Annotated in this window: 23 protein-coding genes and 1 pseudogene; 15 read left to right on the top strand and 9 right to left on the bottom strand. The window is 65.9% G+C overall.

From position 1 onward, the window contains the following. Positions 1 to 2: 2 nt before the first annotated feature. On the bottom strand, positions 3 to 1,322 hold the full coding sequence (locus ACOQPH_RS00895) for a cytochrome P450 (protein ID WP_420622886.1): 1,320 nt from the start codon (positions 1,320 to 1,322) through the stop codon (positions 3 to 5). A gap of 127 nt (positions 1,323 to 1,449) precedes the next feature. Between ACOQPH_RS00895 and ACOQPH_RS00890 the strand changes: the two genes are divergently transcribed. Together ACOQPH_RS00890 and ACOQPH_RS00885 are read left to right on the top strand one after the other, a co-directional pair. Beyond that, a complete protein-coding gene (locus ACOQPH_RS00890) occupies positions 1,450 to 2,433 on the top strand; it encodes an NAD(P)-dependent oxidoreductase (RefSeq protein WP_420622885.1) in 984 nt (327 codons plus the stop codon). Between the two features lie 60 nt (positions 2,434 to 2,493). After that, positions 2,494 to 4,614, top strand: a pseudogene (locus ACOQPH_RS00885) (DEAD/DEAH box helicase); the annotation flags it as partial. 14 nt (positions 4,615 to 4,628) lie between these two features. Here ACOQPH_RS00885 and guaB read toward each other — a convergent pair. Next, positions 4,629 to 6,140, bottom strand: coding sequence for an IMP dehydrogenase (guaB, locus tag ACOQPH_RS00880; protein ID WP_420624389.1), 1,512 nt, complete (start codon positions 6,138 to 6,140; stop codon positions 4,629 to 4,631). An 89-nt stretch (positions 6,141 to 6,229) separates the two neighbouring features. Here guaB and ACOQPH_RS00875 point away from each other — a divergent pair, with 89 nt between their 5' ends. The 6 genes from ACOQPH_RS00875 to ACOQPH_RS00850 all read left to right on the top strand — a co-directional run bounded on the left by ACOQPH_RS00875 (position 6,230) and on the right by ACOQPH_RS00850 (position 10,646). Next, a complete protein-coding gene (locus ACOQPH_RS00875; protein ID WP_420622883.1) occupies positions 6,230 to 7,471 on the top strand; it encodes a glycosyl transferase in 1,242 nt (413 codons plus the stop codon). 177 nt (positions 7,472 to 7,648) lie between these two features. Next, a complete protein-coding gene (locus tag ACOQPH_RS00870; protein WP_420622882.1) occupies positions 7,649 to 8,944 on the top strand; it encodes an ATP-binding protein in 1,296 nt (431 codons plus the stop codon). A gap of 113 nt (positions 8,945 to 9,057) precedes the next feature. Further along, positions 9,058 to 9,312, top strand: a complete 255-nt coding sequence (locus ACOQPH_RS00865) for a hypothetical protein (protein WP_420622881.1) — start codon at positions 9,058 to 9,060, stop codon at positions 9,310 to 9,312. Beyond that, on the top strand, positions 9,306 to 9,623 hold the full coding sequence (locus tag ACOQPH_RS00860; RefSeq protein WP_420622880.1) for a type II toxin-antitoxin system PemK/MazF family toxin: 318 nt from the start codon (positions 9,306 to 9,308) through the stop codon (positions 9,621 to 9,623). Before ACOQPH_RS00865 ends, ACOQPH_RS00860 begins: the two co-directional genes overlap by 7 nt. A gap of 460 nt (positions 9,624 to 10,083) precedes the next feature. Beyond that, positions 10,084 to 10,368 (top strand): hypothetical protein, encoded by a 285-nt coding sequence (locus ACOQPH_RS00855; RefSeq protein WP_420622879.1) that lies wholly within the window; start codon positions 10,084 to 10,086, stop codon positions 10,366 to 10,368. 95 nt (positions 10,369 to 10,463) lie between these two features. After that, complete coding sequence (locus ACOQPH_RS00850; protein ID WP_420622878.1) at positions 10,464 to 10,646, top strand: hypothetical protein; 183 nt, start codon at positions 10,464 to 10,466, stop codon at positions 10,644 to 10,646. On the opposite strand, the gene ACOQPH_RS00845 is transcribed toward ACOQPH_RS00850, so the two are convergent. The 3 genes from ACOQPH_RS00845 to ACOQPH_RS00835 form a co-directional block, all read right to left on the bottom strand. Continuing rightward, positions 10,630 to 10,884 carry a hypothetical protein gene (locus tag ACOQPH_RS00845; protein ID WP_420622877.1) on the bottom strand — a complete coding sequence of 85 codons (255 nt, stop codon included), beginning with the start codon at positions 10,882 to 10,884 and terminating at the stop codon, positions 10,630 to 10,632. The two genes, ACOQPH_RS00850 and ACOQPH_RS00845, sit on opposite strands and share 17 nt — an antisense overlap. 286 nt (positions 10,885 to 11,170) lie before the next feature. Further along, positions 11,171 to 12,145 carry a tyrosine-type recombinase/integrase gene (locus ACOQPH_RS00840; protein WP_420622876.1) on the bottom strand — a complete coding sequence of 325 codons (975 nt, stop codon included), beginning with the start codon at positions 12,143 to 12,145 and terminating at the stop codon, positions 11,171 to 11,173. Positions 12,146 to 12,316: 171 nt separating this feature from the next. Further along, entirely contained in the window at positions 12,317 to 14,143 is a 1,827-nt protein-coding gene (locus ACOQPH_RS00835) for an alpha-amylase family glycosyl hydrolase (RefSeq protein WP_420622875.1), read from the bottom strand. Positions 14,144 to 14,266: 123 nt separating this feature from the next. Here ACOQPH_RS00835 and ACOQPH_RS00830 point away from each other — a divergent pair, with 123 nt between their 5' ends. The 7 genes from ACOQPH_RS00830 (at position 14,267) to ACOQPH_RS00800 (ending at position 22,919) form a co-directional block, all read left to right on the top strand. Further along, positions 14,267 to 16,210, top strand: a complete 1,944-nt coding sequence (locus ACOQPH_RS00830) for a primary-amine oxidase (protein ID WP_420622874.1) — start codon at positions 14,267 to 14,269, stop codon at positions 16,208 to 16,210. Between the two features lie 41 nt (positions 16,211 to 16,251). Then, positions 16,252 to 17,508, top strand: a complete 1,257-nt coding sequence (locus ACOQPH_RS00825; RefSeq protein ID WP_420622873.1) for an acyl-CoA dehydrogenase family protein — start codon at positions 16,252 to 16,254, stop codon at positions 17,506 to 17,508. 109 nt (positions 17,509 to 17,617) lie between these two features. Next, on the top strand, positions 17,618 to 18,712 hold the full coding sequence (locus ACOQPH_RS00820) for a BMP family ABC transporter substrate-binding protein (protein ID WP_420622872.1): 1,095 nt from the start codon (positions 17,618 to 17,620) through the stop codon (positions 18,710 to 18,712). Between the two features lie 126 nt (positions 18,713 to 18,838). After that, positions 18,839 to 20,392, top strand: coding sequence for an ABC transporter ATP-binding protein (locus ACOQPH_RS00815; protein WP_420622871.1), 1,554 nt, complete (start codon positions 18,839 to 18,841; stop codon positions 20,390 to 20,392). Next, positions 20,389 to 21,576: an ABC transporter permease gene (locus ACOQPH_RS00810; RefSeq protein ID WP_420622870.1), complete on the top strand. Its 1,188-nt coding sequence runs from the start codon at positions 20,389 to 20,391 to the stop codon at positions 21,574 to 21,576. The genes ACOQPH_RS00815 and ACOQPH_RS00810 overlap by 4 nt, the downstream gene beginning before the upstream one ends. After that, a complete protein-coding gene (locus ACOQPH_RS00805; protein WP_420622869.1) occupies positions 21,569 to 22,525 on the top strand; it encodes an ABC transporter permease in 957 nt (318 codons plus the stop codon). The genes ACOQPH_RS00810 and ACOQPH_RS00805 overlap by 8 nt, the downstream gene beginning before the upstream one ends. A gap of 67 nt (positions 22,526 to 22,592) precedes the next feature. Next, positions 22,593 to 22,919: a DUF3467 domain-containing protein gene (locus ACOQPH_RS00800; protein ID WP_420622868.1), complete on the top strand. Its 327-nt coding sequence runs from the start codon at positions 22,593 to 22,595 to the stop codon at positions 22,917 to 22,919. A 6-nt stretch (positions 22,920 to 22,925) separates the two neighbouring features. On the opposite strand, the gene ACOQPH_RS00795 is transcribed toward ACOQPH_RS00800, so the two are convergent. From ACOQPH_RS00795 to ACOQPH_RS00780, 4 genes are all read right to left on the bottom strand, one after another. Further along, the gene (locus ACOQPH_RS00795; protein ID WP_420622867.1) at positions 22,926 to 24,314 is read right to left on the bottom strand and encodes a DEAD/DEAH box helicase; all 1,389 of its coding nucleotides are present in this window, start codon (positions 24,312 to 24,314) and stop codon (positions 22,926 to 22,928) included. 358 nt (positions 24,315 to 24,672) lie between these two features. Continuing rightward, entirely contained in the window at positions 24,673 to 24,870 is a 198-nt protein-coding gene (locus tag ACOQPH_RS00790) for a cold shock domain-containing protein (RefSeq protein WP_419552062.1), read from the bottom strand. Between the two features lie 65 nt (positions 24,871 to 24,935). Then, positions 24,936 to 25,448, bottom strand: a complete 513-nt coding sequence (locus tag ACOQPH_RS00785) for an alpha/beta fold hydrolase (protein WP_420622866.1) — start codon at positions 25,446 to 25,448, stop codon at positions 24,936 to 24,938. Between the two features lie 20 nt (positions 25,449 to 25,468). Next, a complete protein-coding gene (locus tag ACOQPH_RS00780; RefSeq protein WP_420622865.1) occupies positions 25,469 to 25,930 on the bottom strand; it encodes an alpha/beta fold hydrolase in 462 nt (153 codons plus the stop codon). Between the last annotated feature and the right edge of the window lie 50 nt (positions 25,931 to 25,980).

The raw sequence follows: 25,980 nt of genomic DNA, 5'->3' as shown, positions 1-25,980 counted from the left end.
CCTCAGGTGCGCGGAACGACCATCTGGTGCTTGATCGGGCCGACGTGGAGGTGGCCGATGCGCGACTGGCCGCCCTCGAGCTTCAACCCGTCGAGCAGCGGCGCCACCACGCGGAAGAACGCCCGCAGCTCCCAGCGGGCCAGGTGCACGCCCAAGCAGAAGTGGGCGCCGTGGCCGAACGCGAGGTGGTCGTTCGGGGTGCGCTGAATGTCGAAGCAGTACGGATCGGGGAATTGGCGCTCGTCACGGTTAGCTGACGGATACCACACGCCGACGTGCTCGCCCGCTTTGATCTTCTGGCCTCCCAATTCAGTGTCGACCGTGCAGGTGCGTGCGAACTGGATCACCGGTGACGTCCAGCGCAGGATCTCCTCCACCGCTGCCTCGACCGCCCCGCCGGCGTCGCCGGCGTCAGTACGCCGGTCGTCGTCGATCCGCTCGTTGAGCAGGTCGAGCTGGTCGCGATGCTCCAGCAGTGCGATCGTCCCGCCGCTGGCGGCGTTGCGGGTCGTCTCATTCCCGGCGGCGATCATCAGACGCAGGTAGCCGACGAGCTGCTGGGGCGTGAGCGGGCACGACTCGATCTCCGAGCGCAACAGGATGCTCACCAGATCCCGGCCGCCCGCGCCAACGCTGCGTCGTTGCCTGATCAGGTCGCCGATCCACGTGTCGAACTCGCGGATCATGCGTGCCCGCATGTCGTCGTGAGCCTCGCCGGGCTGGCAGAACCGGTCCAGATCGGGATCGTCGAACAGCACGGCAGTCCAAGCGTGCACCTGGGACCAATCGTCGGCGGAGACGCCAACCATCTCGCAGATCGCTGCCAGCGGCAGCTTTACTGCCAAGTCTTCGACCAAGTCCGCTGTGCCCTCAGTCGCGACGCGGGCCATGAACTCATCGGCGAATCGCTGGGCGTGGCGCTCCAAGGACTCGGACCGGCTGCGCATCGCCTTCGGCGTGAACTCCGGCACCACCAGGCGACGCAGATCCCAATGGTCGGGACGGTCCTTGAAAATGAAGTCCGGCGGCTCGTCGGGGTCCCAGCCGATCTCGATCATCCGTTGGCGGTACTTCGTCCAGAAACGCAGGTCGCGGTCGGCGTCAGCCAGACGCAGGCGCCCGCCTCCGTTGATGAACGTGCGGTTCTGACCCGAGACCCACTTCACGTCGGAGTAGCGGGTGATCGCCCAGAACGGGACGATGTTGTCGCGCACATACCAGTAGACCGGAGCCTCCTCGCGCAGCAGGTCCCACTCGGCCCACGGATAGCCCTCGGCCGCATATTGCTCGGTGTCGTGAATCACCACGTCGTCGACTTGCATGGGGTTCGCCTCACTCGGGTGCGGATGCTCGCCAGCAACAACCGGGACAACGGTAGCGAGCCGCTCAGCGGCGTCGCTGAGTTGGATGGGCCTGCTGCCGCCGCAGATGCAGCGCAATACTGGCGCCATGGAACACGAGTCGGCCGAGCTGCCGATTGTCTGGTTTGACCGTCCTGCGGGCGGTCTGCTGCGCGAGCTGCTCGACGGGAAGGCCCGCATTGTTGATGTGCGTGGCGATGACCCGCTGGAGGGCATCGAACGCGCCCACGGCGCCATCGTCGGCGCCGCGATCCGCTACAACCGCAGCGTCTACGAACGTGCGCCGAACCTGCGTGTGATTGCACGTGCGGGGATCGGCTACGACAACTTGGATCTCGACGACGCCACCACTTACGGCATCGCAGCGTGCAACACGCCCGACGGTCCGACCGTCTCCACGGCTGAGCACGCAGTGGCGTTGATCTTCGCCGCAACCAAGGGCGTCCGCGAATCGGTCGATCGGCACGAAGCCGGCGACGGCAACTACTGGGCGCGCCACAGCCACTTGGAACTGGACGGTTCGACGCTCGCGCTGCTCGGGCTCGGACGCATCGGCGGTTACGTCGCCCGCGTGATGTCAGCGGTCGGCATGAACATTGTGGCCTACGACCCCTACGCCAGCGACGAGCGCTTCGCCGAGTTCGGTGTACGGCGCGCGACCGCACCCGCCGCCGCAGTCGCCGATGCTCACGTCGTGTCGGTGCACGCTCCGCTGAGCGACGCGACCCGGCATCTGGTGAATGCCGACTTGCTCGCGGCGATGCGCGAAGGCGTCTACGTCGTCAACACCTCACGCGGCGGCTTAGTGGATCAGGATGCGCTCTTGGCGGCTCTTGACTCGGGACGAGTCCGTGCAGCGGCACTCGATGTCAGCGAGCCCGAGCCGCTGCCGCCCGATCACCCCCTGCTGGGTCGCCCCGACGTGGTGGTCACACCACATGTGGCCTCTGCCACCAATGCCGGTCGTCGCCGCATCTTCACTCACGCAGTGACCGAGGTGATGACAGCCCTTGGAGGCGACCAGCCGCCGAACATGCTCAACCCCGAAGCTTGGCCTGGCCGCAGCGCCTGAAGTGCGGTTACGCCCCCGCACACACCGGCACCACAACCCCGGACATAGCCTCCGATACCAATGACAGACGCGGCATCGGCGGCACGACTGCTGGCGACGTTCCTGCCCCGCGAGCCCGATCCCGACTCGCTGCTGGACGCGTTTCTGGCCTACACCGACGAAATCGGCCTGGAGCTGTATCCGGCTCAGGAAGACGCGATCCTCGAGATCTTCGGCGGCAACCACGTCATCATCACCACGCCAACCGGCTCCGGGAAGTCACTGGTCGGACTTGCGGCGCACTTCGAAGCGGTCGCCCGCGGCCATCGCAGCTATTACACAGCGCCGGTCAAGGCGCTGGTATCGGAGAAGTTCTTCGCCCTGTGCGGTGAGTTGGGTACGGCCAGCGTCGGCATGGTGACCGGCGACGGCGCGGTGAATCCCGACGCGCCGGTGGTGTGCTGCACACAAGAGATCCTTGCCAATCTCGCGCTGAGCCACGGTGCCGACGCCCCGGTCGACAGCGTCGTCATGGACGAGTTTCACTTCTATTCCGATCGGGATCGGGGCTGGGCCTGGCAGGTGCCCTTGCTGGAATTGACCCGCTCACAGATGGTGCTCATGAGCGCGACGCTGGGGCCGACGACACGTTTCGCCAAGGACCTGCGGCGTCGCTCGGGCCGCGAGGTCGCCACGGTGACGGGGGCAGAGCGTCCGGTGCCGCTCACCTTCACCTACCGCGAGACGACCCTGCACCAGTCGCTTGAAGAGCTGCTGGAACTACGGCGTGTACCCGCCTACATCGTTCACTTCACCCAGAGGGCCGCCAACGAGCGTGCCCAGGCGCTGACCAGCATGAACGTGCTTACGAAGGACGAGAAGGCTGCAGTTGCCGCCGAGATCGTCGGCTTCGGCTTCGATTCGCCTTTCGGCCGCGACGTTCAACGATTCGTCAAGGCCGGCATCGGTGTGCACCATGCGGGGCTCCTTCCCAAGTACCGGCTGCTCGTCGAACGGCTGGCCGGCATGGGCCTGCTCAAGCTGATCTGCGGCACCGACACGCTCGGCGTCGGCGTGAACGTCCCGATCCGAACGGTCGTGTTCACACAGCTCTGCAAGTACGACGGGCGCGACACCCGCGTCCTGACGGTGCGCGAATTCCAGCAGATCGCCGGACGGGCCGGCAGACGAGGCTTTGACCACGACGGCTTCGTGTGGTGCCAGGCCCCAGAGCACGAAGTGGAATACGCCATCGCTCTTGAAAAGGCTCGCGAGAAGTTCGGCGACGACCCTGCCAAGCTCCGCAAGGTCCGCCGCCCATCGGCTCCCAAGCGCGGTTATGTGGCGTGGAACGCCGACACCTTCGAAAGGCTGGCATCAGGCCAACCTGAAGCCCTGCAATCCCGCTTTGACGTCTCGCACTCGATGCTCATGCACGTGCTGGACCGGCCCGGTGACGGCCGTGCCGCAATGAAGCGGCTGCTCACCGACAACCACGAGACACGCAAGTCCAATCGCAACCACATCCGTCGTGCGATCTCGATCTACCGGGCGCTGGTGGCTGCGAGTGTCGTCGAGCAGCTCGACGAGCCCGATGATGAGGACCGGCTCGTGCGCGTCAACGTCGATCTGCAGCTGGAGTTCGACTTGACCCACCCGCTGTCGCCATTCGCACTCGACGCGATCGAGTTTCTCGACCGGGACGAGCCGACCTACGCGCTGGATGTGCTCAGCGTGCTGGAGTCAACGCTCGAGAATCCGACCGTCGTGCTGGAGCGTCAGCGGGACATGGCCCGCACCGACCTGCTGGCTGAGATGAAGGCCGAAGGCATCGAATACGAAGAGCGCATGGAGCGCCTCGAAGAGGTCGAATGGCCCAAGCCGCTGCGCGACTGGCTCTACGACAGCTTCAACGCCTGGTCGACGAACCACCCCTGGCTTGGCAACGAGAACGTCCGCCCCAAATCAGTCGCCCGTGACATGTACGAGCGCGTCATGACGTTCCGCGAGTACGTCAACCACTACGGCATCAAAGGCTCCGAAGGAGTGCTCCTCCGCTACCTCAGCGACGCTTACAAAGCACTCTCGCGAAACATCCCCGAACATCACCGCAGCGACGACATCGTGGAGCTGACCCGATGGCTCGGCGACACAGTCCGTAAGACCGACAGCAGCCTCATCGACGAATGGGAACGCCTCCAGGCACTCGCTGCGGGCTAGTTCGGAGCGCTGTAGTTGGGTGCCTCTTTGGTGATGATGATGTCGTGGGGGTGGCTCTCTCGCAGGGCCGCCGCGGTGACACGGACGAATCGGGTGTGCATGCGCATGTGGTCGATCGTCGAGGCGCCGCAGTAGCCCATGGCCTGGCGCAGGCCGCCAACGAGTTGGTGCAGCACGCCTGACAGCGGGCCCTTGTAGGCCACACGTCCCTCGATGCCCTCGGGGACCAGTTCGTCGGCGCCTCGGCCGTCCTGGAAATAGCGGTCCTTCGAGAAGCTGCGGCCCTTCATGGCGCCGACCGAGCCCATGCCTCGATACTCCTTGAAGCGCTCGCCCTGGTACAGCACGACCTCGCCGGGCGACTCGTCGGTGCCGGCGAGCAGGCTCCCGACCATCGCGCAATCGGCGCCCGCTGCGATCGCCTTGGCCAAGTCGCCCGAGAATTGCATGCCGCCGTCGGCGATGACCGGTACACCGGATTCCGACGCCGCTGCCGCGCAGTCAAACACCGCAGAGACTTGTGGCACGCCGACCCCGGCAACGACCCGCGTCGTGCAGATCGAGCCTGGTCCGATGCCGACCTTGATCGCGTCCGCGCCGGCATCGATGAGTGCCCGGGCCGCATCGCCAGTTGCCACATTGCCGGCCACGACTTCGGTGCCGTGATTGGCCTTGATCTTCGCGACCATCTCGATGACATCACGGCTGTGACCGTGGGCAGTGTCGACCACGATGGCGTCGACGTCTCGTTCGACCAGCGCCGCGACCCGATCAAACGTGTCAGGTCCCGTGCCGACGGCTGCGGCGACGAGCAGCCGCCCGAGCTTGTCCTTGGACGCGTTCGGGAACTGGATCCGCTTCTGGATGTCCTTCACCGTGATCAGCCCGACGAGGCGAAAGTTGTCGTCGACGATCGGGAGCTTCTCGATGCGGTGGCGTGCCAGCACGACTTGGGCGTCTTCGAGCGTGGTCGGTGCTTTCGCCGTGACCAGCCCAACAGAGGTCATCACTTCGTGAATCGGGCGCGACCAGTCGGTCTCGAAGCGGAGGTCTCGGTTTGTGAGGATTCCCACCAGCTTCCCCGCTGGGTCGGTGATGGGCACGCCGCTGATCTTGAAGCGCGCCATCAGCGCTTCTGCATCCGAGACCAGATCGTGGGGCCCGAGCGTGATCGGCTCAACGATCATCCCGGACTCCGAGCGCTTCACCCGGTCCACTTCCGCTGCCTGGTCGGCAAGACCTAGGTTCCGGTGGATGACTCCGATGCCCCCGTGGCGGGCCATGGCGATCGCCAGCCGGGCCTCGGTCACGGTGTCCATGGCGGCGCTGACGAGGGGCACCGCGAGCGTGATCCTGCGGCTGAAACGGGTCGCTGTGTCCACCGTGTCGGGCAGCACGTCGGATGCTGCGGGCACCAGCAGCACATCGTCGAACGTAAGGCCGTCGGCGGCGAATTTGGCCTCCAGAGACGGGAAACCGACCGGCGGTTGCTGCGGTGTCGAGACCATGGCGCACGATACCGCGCGACCCTCCGCGATCTGGCGACCGGCAACGGCGGGCACGGTAGGTTGCACGCGGTCAACCGACGGGGCACGATGTGGCCGATTTCCAGCAGCACGAGTCGATCGCGACGCTCCACCGGCTGAGCGATCGCCCCGTCGAGAGCTTCGAAGCCGACTTGTTCGAGCGGTCGCGCCGTAGTCCCATCGCCCTCATCATTCCGGCGCTGTACAGCGAGCTCGGCGGACCGGCGCTCGGCCACATCATCGACGAGATCGCCAAGATCACGTACCTCGACGAGATCATCATCGGCATCGACCGAGCGAACGCGGAGGAGTTTGCCGAGGCAAAGCAGTTCTTCTCCCGCCTGCCGCAGCGCACCCGACTGCTGTGGAATGACGGACCTCGGCTGCGAAACATCGACGAACAGCTGGCCGATCAAGTGCTCGCCCCTGACGAGCCGGGCAAGGGCCGCAACGTCTGGTACTGCCTCGGCTACTTCCTGGCGTCAGGCCGTTGCGAGAACGTGGCCCTGCACGACGCCGACATTCTCACCTACGACCGCGGGATGCTGGCCCGACTGCTGTACCCGATCCTGCATCCCACCTTCGGGTACTCGTTCTCGAAGGGCTACTACTACCGAGCCAGCGGCGATGTATCCGCAGACGGCCTCGGCTCGAACGGGCGGATGAACGGGCGGGTGGTACGCCTGCTGGTCACGCCGTTGTTGAGAGCACTGCGCGCCACCATTGGCGAGCACCACTACCTGCGCTATCTCGATGGGTTCCGCTACCCGCTTGCCGGCGAATTCGCGATGAAGCTCGACATGACGCGCAGCATCCGCATCCCCAGCGACTGGGGGCTCGAGATCGGCGTGCTGTCGGAGGTGTACCGCATCTATCAGGGGCGCCGGATCTGCCAGGTCGACATCGCCGATCGGTACGACCACAAGCATCAGGAGCTGTCGGTGGAGAATGCGAACGCCGGGCTCCACAAGATGAGCCGCGACATCGCAAAGGCCATCTATCGCAAACTGGCGATCGACGGCACAGTGCTGGGCACCGAGACCTTCCGCACCGTGAAAGCCGTCTACTACCGCAACGCTTTGGACCTCGTCAGCCACTACCGCAACGATGCCTCGTTCAACGGCTTCGACTTCGATCTCCATGCCGAGGAGACCGCCGTGGAGCTGTTCGCGGCAGCGATCATGGAAGCAGGCGACGAGTTCCTGAACGATCCGATGGAAACACCGTTCATCCCGAACTGGTCCCGGATTCAGAGCGCCGTGCCCGACGTGCTCGACCAGCTCTACGACGCTGTCGAGTTGGACAACGCCTGAGAGTACCGCGGGCAGTCGGCAATCTACACACCGGTTGTGCAGCCTGCTGTCGGCGTAGGTGCGGCGGGAGGGCAGGCTTGCGCTGCCAGGCATCGCCGTAACCGTCTGTCAAATTCCAGCATTGAAGGCCGTCAAATTTCAGCATTGAAGGCCGTCAAGATTCGGTAGTCTGGCGCGGTGGCGGAAGCGATGCCGTACGTGCCGCGCTTGGCAGATGCCCTCATCAGGGACTTGCTCGCGGAGCTGCCGGCTCTTGCCATCGTCGGACCAAGGGCGTCGGGCAAGACGACGACTGCGGTGCGCCATGCGCGCACCACCATCCATCTGGATCGGCCAGCGGAGGCGATTGCGGTTGCAGCCGATCCCGACGCTGCATTACGCGGCCTCGACGAGCCGATCCTGCTGGACGAGTGGCAGGAGGTCCCCCAGGTCCTCGGTGCGGTCAAACGGGCGTGCGACACCGAACCGCGGCCTGGCAGGTTCATCCTCACAGGATCGGTGCGAGCCGAGACCGAGACTCAGACGTGGCCGGGAACCGGGCGCGTGACACGCTTGGAGATGTACCCGCTGACAGCGGGTGAGCAGTACGGCTCGACAGCGGCACCCCTCGTGGACCGGATCGCTGAAGCGCTGGGAGACGGACCCGCATCCGGGCAGCCGAATCGGCAGAATCCGGCCCCCGATCCTAAGCAATCCGGCCTCGATCCGTGGACTGGGCTGCGGGTTGATGCACCGTCGCTGCCGGACTACGTGAACCTGGCGATACGAGGAGGCTTTCCGCAAGCGGCGCTGACCGTGGGCGAGCGTGCTCGACGCCACTGGCTGAACAGCTACGTCGATGAGATCGTGACGCGTGATGCATCCGCGGCCGGAGCATCGGCAGACGCCTCGAAGCTGCGGCGCTACTTCGAGGCGTGCTGCCTCAACTCATCGGGAGTCACCGACGATGCCACCATCTACGGCGCCGCGGGCATCGACCGTCGCACTGCGCTCGCCTACCGCGAACTGCTCGATCGCCTATATGTCATTGGAGATCTCCCTGCATGGTCGTCGAACCGGCTCAAGCGCCTTTCACGCATGCCGAAACGGCTGATGATCGACTCGTCGCTGCTGGCAACTGTGACGGGCGCAAACGAGCGCTCTGTGATGCGCGACGGCGACCTGCTCGGTCGCCTGCTCGAGACGTTCGTCGTCGCGCAGCTGCGGGCGCAGGCGACCATCAGCGAGCACCGCTGCTCGCTGTACCACCTCCGGCAGCATCACGGTCGCCACGAGATCGATGTCATCGCCGAACTCGACGCCCACGCTGTGATCGCATTGGAGATCAAGGCCACGGCGTCGCCCACGGCGGATGATGCCAAGCACCTGGCCTGGTTCCGCGACGAAACGGGCGACCGCTTCCTGGCGGGAATCGTGCTGCACAGCGGCGCAGCGACCGTCCGACTCGGAACGGGCATCTGGGCGCTCCCCTAGCTGAGTTCCTGTACCAAGAGTTCCGCTCCCGGTGCGAGCAAAGCCGAAGATCAGGCCCGAGCCTGTGGTCCTAGCCTTGCATGTCATTTTCCATACCAACATAGAATGCAGTCATGACAACAGAGCAAATCGCCGTGCGACTTCCCGAGAGCCTGTTGAGCGAACTCGACGAGCTCGTCGACAGCGGTGCGTACCGGAGCCGGGCGGCGGCAGTGCGGGCCGGCATCGAGACCATTGCCGAACTCAAACGCCGACAACTGGTCGACCAGTCGATCGTCGACGGCTACGAGCGCTGCCCGCCGACTGAAGCCGAAGATCAGGCAGCGTGGAACTCCTTGAAGGCCTCGATCCTCGAAGAGCCATGGTGACGCCACTTCGGGGCGAGATCTGGTGGGGCGAAATCGAGTCGATCGGTCGGCGCCCGTACTTGGTGATGACCCGCTCGGCGGCAATTGAAGTGCTGAACAGCGTCGTCGCAGCGCCCGTGACGCGCACCGTCCGGCGCATCCCAACCGAGCTTCCGCTCGGTCCGCCCGACGGCATGCCGGCGGACTGTGTCGCGACGTTCGACAACCTGACGACGGTGCCGCGCGCGAATCTGGCCGAGCGGATCTGCACGCTCAGCGGACGGCGGCTGGCCGACGCCTGCGCCGCCCTTCACCTCGCACTGGACTGTTAGCAGCGCCAGGTGCCCGCCATGGGGGACCAGCTCTACGACGCCGTGGAGCTGGACAACGCCTAGCGCGATCTCCAAATAGGCCGCAAGCGGTCATCAGGCGGCGCAGGCGACGTCACTGAGCATTCTCGACCTGCAGCTCAACTGCCCGCTTGGCAGCACAGCAGCGGGTCCGCCAACAGCCGCTATTGGCATCTACCGGCAGCTATTCGAGTCAGTTCGCCGACGAAGCGGACAACGCTTCGTGCGTCCTTCTGCGGTTCAGCCCCGGCGTTGCCAGCAACAGCAACCCGACTCCCACAAGAAGGGAACTATCATGAACCAACGGCTAGCCAAACGACTCGCCGCGCTCGCCGCAGCGACCCTGATGTGCGTCGTATCGCTCGGGGTGTTCGCACCGACCGCGAGCGCACACACCGCCACAAAACCCGGGCGAGTACAAGAGTGCAGTCTCGAAATGCAAATGACGAGAGTCGTTGCACGCGACAGCGGTGACTCGTGGGTCGAGGGCACCGTGACCTACAAGCCGGAATATGTCAGCGTCTGCAGATGGGTGACCAAGCAAGTACCCAGACCGCACATTCATGTCAGCCATGAGGTTTGCACGATTGTGCTTAGTGCCGGGGCAGGTGCGGCGACGGCGGCTACCGGTGTAGGCATCGCTGCCAGCGGCGTTGTTGCCGGTGCCACGGTTCCGGTCACCAATCGAGTCTGCAGGTACGTCCCGAGGGTGATCTATTACGGCTAATCGAAATCATGTGCTTTCCAGCCCCTCGGTTGCTATTGGCCGCAATGTGCGCCACGGCAATCTCGTGCTCATCGCCTATGGCAACATGCGACGAGATGGCGTTCGCCCAGGCTGAGGCTGAGGAAGTATGGGCGGCCGCACTGGCGCAGCACGCCGAAGCTGACGCGGCCCTCGATGGTGTCGCTCATGATCACGGCCACCCTGAACATGACGAGCTGCTGAGCGCTCGTGCCGAGGTGATTGCAGCTTCGGCACGGGCGTTCAGCGCATGTGGTTAGCAACGCGCCTTCGGACCAGCAGTGCGCCTCCGACGGCGAGCGCAGCGCCGATCACATAGCCCTCACCAACGCCGACACTTACCAGCGAGTACGCGGCCGCGGACCCGATCAGGTAACCACCAAGCGACCTGTCTTGGGGTCGCACTAGAGCCAAGGCGGCCCCAAAGATGACGAAGGCAGCAGCGAACGCAATGCCCATCGCCGTGGAGGCGGCGAACGCAAACACAAGGAGCGTCACTGTCGCCGCTGCGCCAATGCCTGCCAAAGTGCTCGCCCTAACCCTTTCGCTCACATCTCCTCGATTCGCAAGTTCTAGGGTCTCGCACTTCGCGATCGCCATGCTACATGCACGACGATATGCGGGCGCTGCTGACGCAGCGACCCTGGCAGAGCACCAAGCGCATCACGAACGTGTGCTCGAAGCACGTGTCGCAGTCATCATCGCGACCGCCAAAGCAGCCGAAGCCTGCACATAGCGCGGTTCGGCATCGCTCACTGGTCGCAGCGCCCTGGCCCCTTGCCTCTCAGCCAGCGGAGCCGTGACGCAACCGGGCAACGGCACCCCGGGCTGCGATCTCGCAGCGGGCGTAGTGAGCTGGCATTGTCGGGCTCGCCCAGCGTCCTGCCTGTTGCGTTTCGACCAGTGACGCGCCGGCGCGCACGAGCGACACCGCGCTGCCGACGCGCAGGCTGTGGCCGGATGCGCCTTCGACGCCAATCACTCTGGCCGTCCTGCGCACGATCTCTCGGACACTGCGGGGCGAGAGCGGGTCCGCAGTCACACGCTGACCCCGACGGATGCGCCGGTACAGCGGCCCGCAGGTCATATCGGCGCCTGCGGAGTTGGCTGCGTCGATCCATGCATCGACGCGGCGCACCGTCGGCGCGCCGAGATACAACGAGGCTCCCTCGCCGTCCTGATCTGTCTTGCTGAAACGCACAGTCAATGTCGCGGAGTTGCCGTTCCTCCGCTCGATATCGTCGGTTCGAAGCGCCGCAGCTTCGCTGACGCGCAGCAGGGCGTCGCTCATCACACTGATGAGTGCTGCGTTACGTAATCCGATGGCGGTGCCTTCAGAGGCGGCAGCGGCGGCAGCAGCATCCGCATCTGCCCAGTCGACCGCAGCGACTTGGCGCGCCGCAGGCGTCGAGCGCCGGTGCGCTCTCAGCACGGCATCGCACGATGGACCCACCGGATCGGGCAATCCGCCAAGACGAGCGCTGAAGCGCACTGCGGCGACGATCTGGCCCAGCTTGGAGCGCCCCGCGCCATCGGCTGCCAGTTCGGCTAGCGCCTCGCTCAGGCTGTGGTCATCAATCGGCCGGCCAGCGAGCTGCTGGGAAACCTGACGCAGCGCCCGGCTGTATGCCCGGTGCGTCTCAGTGCTGATCGCAGTCGCCGTCGCAGCTGCGGCTGCACCAAACAGCGATCCAGCGTGCGAAGCAGGATCGATTGCGGAAGCACGTGAAGTCGTCTCGATGGCCAGCGCATCGCTCATCTTGACCTCTACCGGACCAGTATAGTTCCGGTAAATGCCATTACCAGAAATATAGCGCTTCACGTATGAGTATGCAAGTGCTTTCGCAAGATCGTCGACGCACGGTGACTTAAGGACCTACCGGCGACACTCTCGAGATCGCTGCTGCCCGCCGCGGCTTATGCAACCCTGCTACTGCAGTCCTGCTCTCGTACGGCCGAGAATCGGTGCCCGGCGCTCGGCCTCCAGGCACAGCCACATCGTCTGGCCCGCAGTCAGGGAGGCAGGTGAGCCTGGGCCGTAGACCCGGTCGTCGAGCAGATCCACGCAACCTTCGTCGCCGAAGCGCGCCCCCGCACTGCCGGGCGGGCACAACCCGGACAGCACGTCGAAGTCGATGGTGAGCTGACTGTGCGAGACGTTGGTGATCGACACCACCGTCTGGTCCCATTGCGGCCCGCCCCGGATTACGCCGAACGTCCGGGAGCCCAAGTCCAGCGACACCTGCGCGCCGTCCGGATGGAACGCCGGCTGGCCGCGCCGCACCAGCATCCGCCGCACCAATTCCACCAGCACCCTGCGACGAACGCCGTCCTGTGAGCCGAGCAGGTCGACTGCCTCGTCGAGCGTCAGCTTGCGCCGGTTGATGGTGCGCTTGTTCTGCTCGACAGGCGGAAGGCCGTGCTCGGTGACGATCCGCGGCGGCCCGCTGATCGGCGCCCAGTAGCTGGGGGTGCCGAGCAGCGCATGCACGTACACCGCAGGAATGCCGGCGAGGCTCAGCATGACCGTGTGCGCGGCAAGGAACTGCGCGACGCCGAGCGCGTCCCGGTCGCCGGCGAACAGATCCCACAGCGAGACGTTCAGCTCGTACGCCTTGGGTCCAGCAGGGGTGTCGAACTCCGAGTGAGTGCCGCCCGCGCTGTGGGCCGCCGCGATGAGCCGGAAGATTTGTGCATCCGTCAACAATCCCTCTACCGGACGCAGCCCGATCCCGTCGTGGCTGGCGATGAAGTTGAAGTACGACGCTCCCGCTGGCGGCGGCTCCAGTCGAGTGAGCCACTGCTGCAACGCGACGGCGGACCCCGACAGCATCGTGTGGGCGACCAACGGGGGGAGGCTGAAGTTGTAGACGAGGTGGGCTTCATCGCCTGAGCCCCAATAGGCCACGTTCTGGTCGTGAGGCACATTGGTCTCGGTGATGATGACCGAGCCAGGACAGCATGCATCCAGCAGCGTTCGCAGCAGCTTGACGATCTCGTGGGTCTGGGGCAGGTTCACGCATGAGGTGCCCGGCTCTTTCCAGAGATAGGCGATGGCGTCGAGGCGGAACCAGCGCACACCGGCGTCAACGAGGCATGCGACAGTGCGCAACAGGTCCAGCAGGACTTCGGGTTCGGCAAAGTTCAGGTCGATCTGGTCATGGCTGAAGGTGCACCACAGCAGCCGGGGGCCGTCGGGGGTTTCGACCTCGCGCAGCAGTGGGGTTGTTCGTGGTCGCACCACGCTCGAGGTGTCATCCTCGGGCTCCGCGGTGAGCAGGTTGCGACTGCCCGGCATCTCCCCCCCGCAGAACTGATCCATCCACCGGTGATCGGCGCTGACATGGTTCACGACGAGGTCAGCCATCACCGTGTAGGTGTCGCTGAGCGCTGTGATGTCCTCCCAGCTGCCGAGCCGGGGGTCGACCGCTCGGTGGTCGGTGACAGCGAAGCCGCCATCGGAGCTCGCCGGGTAGAACGGCAGCACGTGCACGACGGTCACGACATCGCCCGTCAGGTCGTCGAGCATCTCACCCAGGGTGTGCATCGGAACCCTGCCCGCCTCGGTTATCGAGTCGGCATAGGTGATTATTGCGATGTCTCGCTGATCCCAACGCGGCCCGGCGTCGGGCACCTCATCGGCCGGGTCCCCGCCGATGGCTGCGAGCACATCGTCGACGATCCCGTCTGCGGGCAGCGCGGGGTAAACGATCTCGAGGTGGCGTCGGACACGGCTGCGAAGATCCCCATCCGTCACAACCTGAGGACCCCCATCACCAGCCCGTCTGCCTGCCCGTCGAGCCCGGAGCCGTAGCGAGCGACACTACCGATCGCATCCGGAGAGTCCGCGTACCAGCCGGCCGCCACGTAGCGTGATCCCATGACCGAGACCTTGCTCGAACGGCCCAGCGATGATGCGGCCACGCCACCGCGTCATCCGCTGTCGATGATGACCGAAGCGGAAGCCCATGCTGCCATCGAGGTGCTGCGTCGCAGCGGGCGCATCAGCGACAACGCACGTTTCCACGGATTCTGCATCTGGGAGCCGCCCAAGGCCGAGGTCGCGGCCTGGACGCCCGAAGCCGACACCGATCGCCGCTTCGAGGTCGTGGTACGCGAGAACGGCGAGGTGTACACCGCCGTGGTCTCGGTGACCCGCGGCGAGGTCGACTCCTGGGAGCACCATCCTGGCGTCGTGCCGCGGGTTGGCATGGCGGAACTGTTCGCCGTGATGGACGCCTGCCGGACCGACCCGGGATTCGCAGCGGCGATCGCCAAGCGGGGCATCACTGATCCGTCCCAAGTCCAGATCGACCCGTGGCCGACCGGCGACTACGGCTTCGACTTCGAGACGGGCCGGCGGGTGCAGCGCTGCATAGCCTTCTGGCGCCCGAACCCTGCCGACAACGGCTACGCCTACCCGCTCGACGGTCTGATGGTGCACGTCGACGTCGACACGCTGGAGGTGCTGCACATCGAAGACTTCGACCAGTGGCCGGTGAGCTCGGAGCGGGGCAACTACGACGTTGACGCCGTCACCGAAGATTTCGGGCCGATGCGCACCGACCTGCGCCCGATCGAGATCACCCAGCCCGAGGGAACCAGCTTCACGCTCGACGATAACGAGCTGCGCTGGCAGCAGTGGTCGATGCGCGTCGTCATGGACGACACCGAAGGCTTGGTGCTGCACCGGATCGCGTATGACGACGGCGGCCGGGTCCGCCCGATCATCGACCGGGCATCGTTGGCCGAGATGGTGGTGCCCTACGGCGACACCAGGCCGTCGCAGTCGTTTAAGCACGCGCTCGACTCCGGAGAATTCGGCCTCGGCCTGATGAACAACTCACTCGAGTTGGGCTGCGACTGTCTCGGCGAGATCACATATCTCGACTCCGCCCAGGTGTTTGACGATGGTTCAGTTGTCACCACGCCGAACGCGATCTGCATCCACGAGGAGGACTTCGGCATCGGCTGGAAGCACTTCGACTGGAATGCCGACACCACCGAGGTGCGCCGATCTCGCCGGTTGGTGGTGAGCGCCATCCACACGGTCGGGAACTACGAGTACGGGTTCTTCTGGTACTTCTACCTCGACGGCTCGATTCGGTATGAGGTGAAGCTGACCGGCATCCTCACCACTCGTTCGCACCGCGACGGCGACGACATGACGTTCGCCCGGCAGGTTGCCCCGCACGTGTCCGCCCCGATTCACCAGCACATCTTCTGCGTGCGATTGGACATGGCGATCGACGGCACTGCGAACACGGTGGTCGAAGTGAACACCGAAGCGCTGCCGCCGGGCACCGACAATCCGCATGGCACTGCGTTCGCCGCTCGTGAGACAGTGCTGGAGTGCGAGTTGGCTGCTCGCCGCGACACCAACTCGTCGTCCAGCCGGTACTGGCGGATCGAGAGCGCCGACCACATCAACCGGCTCGGGCGCCCGACGGCATTCCGGCTCTTGCCACCACCCACCGCGACGATGTTTGCTGCCCACGACAGCCCGCATTCAGAACGCGCCACCTTCGGCCGGCACAACTTGTGGGTGTCGCCGACCGATCCCGACGAGCGATATGCCGCTGGCCGGTTCCCGACGCAGCGCAACGCCGGCGACGGATTGGAGCGCTATACGGCGGGTGACCGGTCGATCGTCGGCACCGACGTCACGGTGTGGCACACGTTCGGCATCACCCACGATGCCCGTCCCGAGGACTTCCCGGTGATGCCCACCGAGTACATCAGCTTCGGACTGGTGCCCGACGGTTTCTTCGACCGCAACCCGATGCTCGACGTGCCGCCATCATCGAACGGCCACTGCGGCTGAGTCACTCGGCGGCGGAGCCCGCCGCGGCCTACTGTGGCCGCATGGCTGGAGGACCGGACCTTGACGAGACGGGCGTGGACCGCCCGTCAGGGATCGGACATGTCATCTCGCTCTTGCCAGCTCTTACCGATGGGCTGCGCATCGCCCCGTTCCTTGACAAGATCGAAGCGCAGGCAGAAACGGCAGACCGGACCCGGTCGGTGTCTTCGGAGGTCATCGAGGCGATTCGCGGCACCGATTTCATGCGGATGTCCGCGACTCGAAACATTGGCGGCATTGAAGAGACGATGCTGCACATGGGGCGCGAACTCGAAGCAGTGGCCGCTCGCTGCCCGAGCTTGGCGTGGTGCCTTTGGAACCACCTGTGCGTGTTCCACCTGTTCGTCGGAGCCATGGGTCCACAGCAGCAGGACTTCCTCACAGACATCGTGACCAAGGGCCATTGGGTGTCGTTCCCCGGCGGCGCGCGCAGTTCGGTGTATGGGCGCATCGAGGGCGACGTGGCCGTGCTGAACGGGACTGGCCGCTGGGGTACCGGCGCCCGCTACGCCGACTACTGCGGCGTGGCGTTCGCCGTCACCGGCCCCGACGGCAAGCCCGTTCGGCCCATGGACATCCGCTTTACGATCGTTTCCACCAAGACTGAGGGCTTGAAGATCGACCCGTCGTGGGATGGCTCGGGTCTGCGGGCATCAGCCACCGACGACGTCCACTTCACCGACGTGCCGGTGCGCCTCGACGACTGTGTTCCGTGGTACGGCGTCAACCGCGCCGAATCGCTGCGGACCATTCCGGTGGTGCACCACCGCTACCGCGAGGACTGGGTGGGCATCTCGGACCTGTGGCTTGCTTGGATGGCCGTGGGTCTGGTTCGGCGGGCACTGCTCGAAGCCGTCGAGCAAGCGGCGGGGCGCAGGGTGATCATCGGCGGCGAGATGGTCGAGCGGCCGACCGTGCAGATCAACTTCGGCCGCGCTGCCTCGCTGGTGGCGGCTGCCGCGGCTGCCACCGAGGCCGGATGCAACGACGTGGACAGCAGGATCGAAGCCGGTATCACCCCCGACGAGAGCGACTACCTGCGGCAGATGGCCGTGACCACCATGGCAGTGGAGCAACTGGACGAGGCGATGGCCCTGTTGAACCGGGCCCAGGGCGGCACCGCGCTGCGCGAGGGCGGCACGTTCGAGCGCCGCTACCGGGACTTCCGAGCCATGCCGGTGCACATCAACGTGCACTACGACCGCATCACCCACCAAGTAGGCCGGTACGTCCTCGGCCTCGAACTCAACCCATTCTGAGCCGCTTGGCGATGTCTGCGGCCGGTGGCCGCGGGCACAGATGCGCAAGATTAGGCTCGATGTCGACCGCCCCGGGGTTGCCTCGCGGGCGCGAACGGAGAGGGAAATCATGCGTTCGAGGACTCTGACACGACTCGCCATTGCTCTGACCGGCGTGGCGCTGCTAGGAGCAGCGTGCGGCGGCGGCGATGGCGATCCCGAGGACGTCACGGCGGCATTCGTGCTGGTGGGACCCGTCGGTGACGCTGGCTGGAACTGGGCACACGACCAAGGTCGCCAGTACGCGGAAGACCAAACCGGTGCGGCGACGCTGTTCGTCGAGAGCGTCCCGGAGAACGCTGAAGACTTCAAGGCGGTCGCCGTCGACTTCATCGAGAACGAGGGCGCAGACGTCATCTTCGGCACCTCGTTCGGCTACATGGACCCGATGCTCGAGCTGTCCGAGGAGTACCCCGACATCGTGTTCGAGCACGCCTCGGGCTTCAAGATGAACGAGGCCAACTTCGGCAACTTCTTCGGCCGCATGTACCAGCCGCGGTACCTGTCGGGCATGGCGGCAGGTGCGATGACCGAAAGCGGGCAGTTGGGCTACGTGGCTGCGTTCCCCATCCCTGAGGTGATCCGAGGCATCAACGCCTTCACCCTCGGCGTGCTCGAGACCAACCCGTCAGCCGAGGTCCACGTAATCTGGACCTTTACTTGGTTCGACCCGGCGGTTGAGGGCGACTCGGCCAAGGCCTTGCTGGAAGCCGGCGCCGATGTCATCGCCATGCACCAGGACTCCACGGCAGCGGGTGTCGCTGCGCAGGAAGCTGGGGCGCGATGGGTCGCCTACAACTCCGACATGCGCGACTTCGCACCCGACGCGTTCATCACCGCACCTGTGTGGAACTGGGGCCCGCGCTACACCGCGATCATCGAGGCAGTCGCTGCGGGCACATACGAGCCGGGTTCGTACTGGGGCGGCATGGACGACGGCATTGTCGACCTGGCGCCGCTGGCTGACGACGTGCCGGGCGATATCGCCGACCAGATCAGCGACGTTGCCGAGCAGATCCGTGAAGGCGAGTGGGACGTGTTCACCGGCGAGATCCGCGACCAGGAAGGCAACGTCCGCGTCGCCGCCGGCGAGACCCTGGATGACGGCTCGATGCTGGGCATGGACTGGTTCGTCGAAGGCGTCGTGGGTGACGCCAGCCCCTGATCCGACTGATCGAATCGCAGTAGCACCGCCGTTGGATCTGGGGGACTCCGAGATGTCCCCCACATCCGGCGGCGGTGCCGCGCGCCGCTGCAGCAGCAGGCCGCGGGCTTCTGACACCGGTACGGCGTGAACGTTCAAGATCTCTCGGAGTCCAGCGCCGGCAGCGGCGACGCCGCGCCCTTGGCCGTAGACCTGCGCGGCATCCGCAAGGAATTCCCCGGAGTGGTCGCCTGCGACGGCGCCGACTTGTCAGTGCGGGCGGGCACCATCCACGCGCTGCTCGGAGAGAACGGCGCTGGCAAGACCTCACTCGTCAACGTACTCGGGGGCGTGTACCTGCCCGACGGAGGCGAGATCTGGGTGCACGGCACCCAGCAGCAGTTCCACTCGCCCGCCGATGCGATCGCCGCGGGAATCGGAATGGTCCACCAGGAGTTTCGCTTGGTGCCCACGCTCACGGTCGCGGAAAACGTCGTGCTCGGCTCGGCACCGCGATACCTGAACATGACCCAGATCACCGAACGCGTCGCTCACCTGGCAGCGACCTACTCGCTCGACACCGATCCCACCCGGCCTGTCTGGCAGCTCTCGGTCGGCGAACGGCAACGCGTGGAAATCCTGAAGGCACTCTGGCGCGACGCAGACGTGCTGGTGCTGGACGAACCGACGGCGGTGCTCACACCTGCCGAGGCTGCCGACTTGGGTCTCACGCTGCGTGCCATGGCTGACCGCGGCCGCTCAGTGATCTACATCAGTCACAAGCTCGACGAGGTGCTGACGGTGTGTGACGAAGCCACCGTGCTACGCGGTGGACTCACCGTTGCGCAGCCGGGCAGCCTCGCCGGAGTCGACCGATCGGACTTGGCCCAGATGATGGTCGGAGAAGCCGCAGCCGAAGTTCAGCGTCCCGCGGGACAGCCGAGCGGTGACGTCGTGCTCGCGTTGGACGGCATCGCGGCATTGAGCGACCGGGGGTTTCCCGCACTGCACTCGGTCGACCTCTACCTACACGCCGGCGAGATCGTGGGTGTTGCCGGCGTCTCGGGAAACGGCCAGAAGGAGCTGGCCGAGGCCATCGCCGGATTGCGTCCCGTCACCTCCGGAAGTGTCCGCTTGTTGGGCGCCGACATCACCGGTGCTTCGCCGAGAGCGCGTTCTCGCGGCGGGCTGGCCTACGTGCCCGAGGATCGCCTCGGCGTCGGTCTCGCCCCCCATATGTCCGTCGTCGACAACGCCGTCGTGCGTTCGTACCGGGCCATGCGCCGCGGGGTCATGCTGGACCTGCGGCGCTGCGAGGACTTCTGCAAAGGCCTCGTCGAGAGGTTCGGCGTGCAGGTCGGACGTTTGCACTCAGATGTGAGCGCCCTGTCAGGGGGCAACCTTCAACGCCTGCTGCTCGGCCGCGAGCTGACTGGAGAGCCCATAGTGCTCGTGGCAGCCCAGCCCACCCGTGGTCTTGACGTGGCGGGCATCGCCGCCATCCAGGAACACATCGTCGCGCAGCGCAGCGCCGGCGTTGGAGTTCTGCTGATCTCTGAAGACCTTGACGAGCTGCTCGCGCTGTCAGACCGGCTGATCGTGATGTACGAGGGACGCATCGCGGCCCGTCTGGATCCGACGACATCCTCGAGAGCCGAGGTAGGCGCCGCGATGGCCGGAGGCGGAGGCGGCGGCACATGAGCGACCCGACGCACGCCCCGCTGCACACCGTCTCGCGCGGGCGAGCTCGCTGGCATCGCGGCCTGGTACGGCCTGTGCTGCAGCGACGTTCAGACGTGGTGCTTGCGGCCCAGGCCTTCGCCTTCGTGATCGGAATTGCAGCGGCTCTGATCGCGGGAGCGCTCCTGCTGCTCGCCGCGGGCAACAACCCGGCCGAGGTGTACGGCCGGATGATCGATTCGTCGCTTGGCGGCATCAATTCCATCTCACGGACGTTGCTGCGAGCGACACCGCTTGCGCTGGCCGGTCTTGCGATTGCCGTTGCGGGATCGATGGGACTGTGGAACATCGGCGCCGAAGGTCAGATAATGGCGGGCGCGACGGTCGCAGCAGGTTTCGCCATGTCGGCGGGCGACTTGCCGGGTCCCCTCCTCATCATCTCGATGCTGATCGCCGGCGCGGTAGGCGGCGTCATCCTCATGCTGGGGCCGGCGCTCGCGCGTGCATACCTGGGTGTCAGCGAGATCATCACGACGCTGATGCTCGTCGAGGTCTCGATCCGGATCGTGGAATGGCTCGAGACCGGTCCGTGGAAGGATCCCGAGTCGCAAGGCTTTGCGTTGATCGAGCCCCTGCCCGACCAGGCGTCGCTGCCGGGACTGTTCGGCCGCGCCCACATCGGCGCAGTGTTCGCCGTCGCGCTGCTGGTGGCCTTCTGGCTGGCCGTCTCGCGCACAGCGTGGGGATACGAGCTGCGCATGGCGGGATCGTCGCCGGCCACAGCTCGCTATGCCGGCATCTCGCTGCAACGCAAAGTGCTGACGGCCTTGCTGCTGTCGGGCGGACTGGCCGGCCTCGCCGGCGCCATCGAGCTGACCGGAACTGCAACGCGACTCGATCCCGGCTTGTCGAACGGCTATGGCTTCGCCGGGATCATCGTGGCGGCGCTCGCGCTGATGCGGCCGTCGGGCGTGGCGGCGGTGGCGTTCGTGTTCGGCGCAGTGCAGGTGGGCGGCCAGTCCATCCAGACGCTTGGCGTGACGAGCTCGATCGCCACGATCCTGCAGGCCATGATCCTCATCGGTGCCCTGGTGGCCGCGGTGCTGCTCAACTACCGCGTCCGATGGGTGCGACCCGTCGGGCACCCCACAGATGCAGCCCCACAACCAGACGGCGCCGCCACTCCGGGAGCTTCGGGTGTCTGAGGCAGCCATCATCGGGCTGCTCGTGGCGACCGTGCAGTTCGCCACCCTCGTGTACTTGGCTGGGCTGGGCGAGCTCATCGCCGAACGATCCGGCGTGCTGAACCTCGGCGTCGAGGGAATGATGGCGATGGGGGCCGTGAGCGGATTCATGATGGCGCTCGCCACCGGCCGACCCTGGATCGGCTTCGCATTCGCTGCGCTCGTCGGCATGGCGGTCGCAGGGGTCCACGCTGTGGTCAGCGTGGTGATGGGCGCCGGCCAGGTGGTATCCGGCTTGGCGATCACCATCGGCGGATTGGGATTCGCCGCCTTCATCGGACAAGACGCAGTGCGCCAACGTGCCGATGCCGTGTTCACCGATCTGGGCATCGCCGGACTTGCCGACATCCGCTGGGTCGGTCCGATCCTCTTCGACCAGCCCCCGGTTGTCTACCTCGCAGGTCTTCTAGGCATCGCAGTCTGGTTCGTGCTGAATAGGACCCGGCTCGGCCTCGCACTGCGTGCGGTCGGGGAATCTGCCTCGACGACGGACTCCGTGGGCCACTCGGTGACACTGCTGCGTTCCGGAGCTGTGCTGATCGGCGGTGCCTTCGCGGGCGCTGCCGGCGCCTTCTTGTCGCTGTACATGGCCGCCGGCTGGACCGAGGGCCTCATCGCCGGCCGCGGCTGGATCGCCGTGGCACTGGTCATCTTCGGGGCGTGGCGGCCCGGGCGGCTTGCCGCTGGCTCGCTGTTATTCGGATTCACGCTTGCGCTGCAGCCCCGTGTCCAAACGTTCGACCTGAGCCTCTTCGGCCTCGAGGTCAACACGATCTCGCCAGCGCTGCTCGGCATCCTGCCGTTCCTGCTGACTGTTATGGTCCTCATCGCCATCAGCTTCCGGGCCCGGCATCGACCGAGCCCAGCACCCGCCGCCCTGACGCTCCCCTACCGACGCGAGGAACGCTGACAGCGCCGCTGAACGCCGCAGATGCCGCCGCCGGCCGCGTGACAGGGGCGGGCTAGCGTCTTCGCCGATGGCCGAGAGCAACCCGCACGAATCGCTACCCGACGGCACGAAGCTGCAGATTCGCCTCCCACCAGAGCTTGAAGGCGGCGTGTGGTCCAACTTCGCCGTAGTACGCCACTCGCCGTATGAGTTCACGCTCGACTTCATCCGGCTGGACTTCAGCGGCAAGCAGTCACCCCGGCGAGGCGTCGTCGTGCAGCGCGTCAACATGTCGCCGCAATTCGTGGAGCAGCTCATCAGCGCCCTGAGCGACAATATGTCCAAGTTCGCCTCGAACCTTGCGCCGTCCAGCCTCGAATCGCTGAATGAGCCGCAGGACGACCCAGACGATTGATCGTGCTCAGCGCTGCGACGAGCGCTGATGACCCTTGGACCTGGAACGGTTGTTGTTGCTTCGACGATGCCGGGATTGATTCTTGGCCGCCGGGCGCTCGAGCGTGCGACGCCGGGTCTGCGAGCCCTTGCGGTGCCAGTCCGCGTCGGCACTCGCCTTGCGGGGCTCAGAGCGGGGCTGACCTGATACGGCGTTCGCCTTGTGGGTCTTCGAGCCCTTCGGGCCGGAATGGTTGGCGAATCCGCTGGCGTCGGTGCCGCTCCTGCGTGGGCTGGCTGACCGGATCGCAGCCACGTCGACTTCGGTGATGGGCTGCTCCAGGCCCATCTTGCGCTGCATGGACTTGAGTTCCTTGACCTGCTCGGGCTGGATGAACGAGACCACCACGCCACCCTGACCGGCCCGAGCGGTGCGGCCCGATCGGTGAAGGTAAGTCTTGTGGTCGGCCGCGACGTCGTAGTGAACGACAGCGCCGACACCTTCGACATGGATGCCGCGCGCAGCAACGTCAGTCGCGACCAGCGCCTGGACCTTGCCGGCGGCAAACTCGGCCAGCGCCCTGGTGCGCTGGCTCTGGCTACGTCCGCCGTGAAGTGCCGCAGTGCGGATCCCTCGGCGATCCAGCTGCCGGGCCACGCGATCGCAGCCATGCCGGGTTCGACAGAACACGACCGTCGATCCTGCGGCGTCGATTGCTTCCGCGCAGATGTCGGTGCGGTCAGTCCTGGCCACGCTCCAAAACACGTGGTCGGCAGCGCTGACGTCGGGGGTCTCGTCACCGACCTCGTGACGCACAGGATCGCGCTGGTAGTCGCGTGTCAGTGTTGCCACATCGCCGTCGAGCGTGGCCGAGAACAACATGGTCTGGCGTTTTGCGGCGGTCTGGTCGAGCAAGCGCCGCACGGCCGGGATGAATCCCATGTCGGCCATGCGGTCGGCCTCGTCGATGACGACCTTGTCAACAGCGGACAGGTCGACTTGGCCCTGTTCGATGAGGTCTTCGAGGCGACCTGGGCACGCCACGAGAATGTCGACCCCGCGACGCAGGGACCCGATCTGGGCGCCATAGCCCACGCCGCCATAGGCGACGCTGACCCGGCGCTTGCCTGCAAAGGTGCGCAGCTCGGTCATGATCTGGTCGGCGAGTTCACGGGTCGGCGCGAGCACGAGTGCTCGGGGCTTGTGTGGCTGGGCGCTGCCGACGCTGGCTACGAGCGGAATCCCGAACGCCAGCGTCTTGCCGGATCCGGTTGGCGCTCGGCCGCAGACATCGCGTCCGGCCAGGGCATCGGCCACGGTGGCCGCCTGGATGGCGAACGGCTGGCTGATGCCACGTTGAGCGAGGGCGCTGACGATGAAGTCAGGGGCGCCCAACTGGGCAAAGGTGGGGGGCATGTGTCTCCTGGCCCGCTGCGCGCGGGCTCTGGGTGGGTTCGGTGGCGCCTCAACAGGGGGTGAAGAGGTCGGCGATAACAGGGGTTTGGTCCACGTTGACAGGAAGAACCAAGACCGGCCTGCGAACCCGTCGGCCGAACATGCCGGCCAGACGACGGGAGGGTACCGGCGCACGCTGCTCAATACTCGCGGAGCAGAACGCGGCCGAGTGGCCCGAGATGTGTTGACACAGGTGGCGTGTGACGCCGCCCGCGCCCGATGCGATTGCCGACGGAACTCTGGCGGACGAGATGTCTAGCGCCCAAAGCTCCGAACGTCGCCAGCCTGTTGGGCTAGCGACCGTCAGTGACGAGTGCGCTCAGACGGGCTTGACGTTCTGAGCCTCGTCGCCCTTGCGGCCGGGTCCGATATCGAACTCGACCTCTTGTCCTGCCTCCAGCGTTCGGTAGTTCTCACCGACAATGTTGGAGAAGTGGACGAAGACGTCGTCCGCCCCGTCACGGGAGATAAAGCCGAAGCCCTTCTCGCTGTTGAAGAACTTGACTGTTCCACGCATGTCTTGCCTCTCGAAGCCCGGCCTAGCCGGTCAAAGACCGCAAGGCTACGGCGGAAACTTCGCGTTCAGGCCCGGACTTGTGCGGAGGGTACGAATTCGGCCAGGAAACGGAGGGTTGCCTCAACGAAAATGTCGTTGCGATCACCGGCCACCATGTGCGCCGCGCCGCCCACATTGGCGTAGTGGGCGTGGGGAACAGCGTCGAGGAACGACTGTGCGCCCTCCTCGGACAACACATCGCTGAGCCCACCGCGGACGAGCAGCGTCGGAAGCGTCAGGTTCTCAGCGGCCGCCTGCTGACGCGGGATTCGTTCAGCGAAGCTGCGCGGCCGGTGCATGAACGCCGGGTCCCAATGCCAGCGATAGCGACCGTCGGGCCAGAGGCGAACGTTCTTTGCGAGACCGTCGAGATTGCGCGGCCGCTTGCGGTGAGGCTGGTAGTTCGCGATGGCCTCGGCGACCTCTTCGAGTGATGCGAACCCGTCGGCGCCTTGAGCCATGAAGTCTCGAATCTTGCGCACACCAGCCGCTTCGATCTGCGGCGCTGTATCGACGAGAACCAGAGCGAGTGCGTCCACTGCGCCTTCCCCGACGGCGGTCAGCGAGGTGCCCCCGCCATCAAGGCGCCGACCAGCACCGGTCGTTCGCCGAAGTGCTCCACGATCGCCACCAGATCGGCCACAGACGCCTCGGTCGTGTAGTCGCCGTCAGGCGCCCAGTCCGAATCACCGTGGCCCCGGGCGTCGAGGCTCACTGCGCGGTAGCCGCCGTCGGCGAGAGCCTGCCCCGCTCCCTTCCAAGCGTGACGGGTCTGGCCGCCGCCGTGCTGAAGCAGGACGAGCGGACCGCTGTCGCCGTATACGTCGGCGGCAACCTTCACGCCGCATGACGCTTCGATCAGCAGGTCAGGGTCCAGTGCGCCAGTGATGCGCTCCCCGTGCTCGGAGGGATGCGAGTACACATCCGCACCAGCCGGCTCGGAGGGCACGAAGTCGGGAGCATCGGCGTCGGCTGGGTCGACCAGGGGCCGGCGTTGCTGGCCAGGCGATCGCTGCGTCATGTGCTGCCTTTCGTACGCGCTGGCGCCGACTGCTCCAGCCGCCGATCCCC

Origin of the sequence: Candidatus Poriferisodalis sp. (assembly GCF_965221945.1) — a bacterium.
Taxonomy (GTDB): Bacteria; Actinomycetota; Acidimicrobiia; order Acidimicrobiales; family Poriferisodalaceae; genus Poriferisodalis.
The sequence above is the reverse complement of the archived record's forward strand: the minus strand, read 5'-3'. Positions and strand labels throughout refer to the sequence as shown.

What these genes read in the sequence shown, in the direction of transcription:
- ACOQPH_RS00890 (WP_420622885.1), top strand. Translation starts at nt 1,450, where the DNA reads ATGGAACACGAGTCGGCCGAGCTGCCGATTGTCTGGTTTGACCGTCCT.
- ACOQPH_RS00800 (WP_420622868.1), top strand. Translation starts at nt 22,593, where the DNA reads ATGGCCGAGAGCAACCCGCACGAATCGCTACCCGACGGCACGAAGCTG.
- ACOQPH_RS00850 (WP_420622878.1), top strand. Translation starts at nt 10,464, where the DNA reads ATGGCGTTCGCCCAGGCTGAGGCTGAGGAAGTATGGGCGGCCGCACTG.
- ACOQPH_RS00820 (WP_420622872.1), top strand. Translation starts at nt 17,618, where the DNA reads ATGCGTTCGAGGACTCTGACACGACTCGCCATTGCTCTGACCGGCGTG.
- ACOQPH_RS00795 (WP_420622867.1), bottom strand. Translation starts at nt 24,314, where the DNA reads ATGCCCCCCACCTTTGCCCAGTTGGGCGCCCCTGACTTCATCGTCAGC.
- ACOQPH_RS00810 (WP_420622870.1), top strand. Translation starts at nt 20,389, where the DNA reads ATGAGCGACCCGACGCACGCCCCGCTGCACACCGTCTCGCGCGGGCGA.
- ACOQPH_RS00790 (WP_419552062.1), bottom strand. Translation starts at nt 24,870, where the DNA reads ATGCGTGGAACAGTCAAGTTCTTCAACAGCGAGAAGGGCTTCGGCTTT.
- ACOQPH_RS00840 (WP_420622876.1), bottom strand. Translation starts at nt 12,145, where the DNA reads ATGAGCGATGCGCTGGCCATCGAGACGACTTCACGTGCTTCCGCAATC.
- ACOQPH_RS00855 (WP_420622879.1), top strand. Translation starts at nt 10,084, where the DNA reads ATGACGAGAGTCGTTGCACGCGACAGCGGTGACTCGTGGGTCGAGGGC.
- ACOQPH_RS00860 (WP_420622880.1), top strand. Translation starts at nt 9,306, where the DNA reads ATGGTGACGCCACTTCGGGGCGAGATCTGGTGGGGCGAAATCGAGTCG.
- ACOQPH_RS00830 (WP_420622874.1), top strand. Translation starts at nt 14,267, where the DNA reads ATGACCGAGACCTTGCTCGAACGGCCCAGCGATGATGCGGCCACGCCA.
- ACOQPH_RS00825 (WP_420622873.1), top strand. Translation starts at nt 16,252, where the DNA reads ATGGCTGGAGGACCGGACCTTGACGAGACGGGCGTGGACCGCCCGTCA.
- ACOQPH_RS00865 (WP_420622881.1), top strand. Translation starts at nt 9,058, where the DNA reads ATGACAACAGAGCAAATCGCCGTGCGACTTCCCGAGAGCCTGTTGAGC.
- ACOQPH_RS00895 (WP_420622886.1), bottom strand. Translation starts at nt 1,322, where the DNA reads ATGCAAGTCGACGACGTGGTGATTCACGACACCGAGCAATATGCGGCC.
- ACOQPH_RS00780 (WP_420622865.1), bottom strand. Translation starts at nt 25,930, where the DNA reads ATGACGCAGCGATCGCCTGGCCAGCAACGCCGGCCCCTGGTCGACCCA.
- guaB (WP_420624389.1), bottom strand. Translation starts at nt 6,140, where the DNA reads ATGGTCTCGACACCGCAGCAACCGCCGGTCGGTTTCCCGTCTCTGGAG.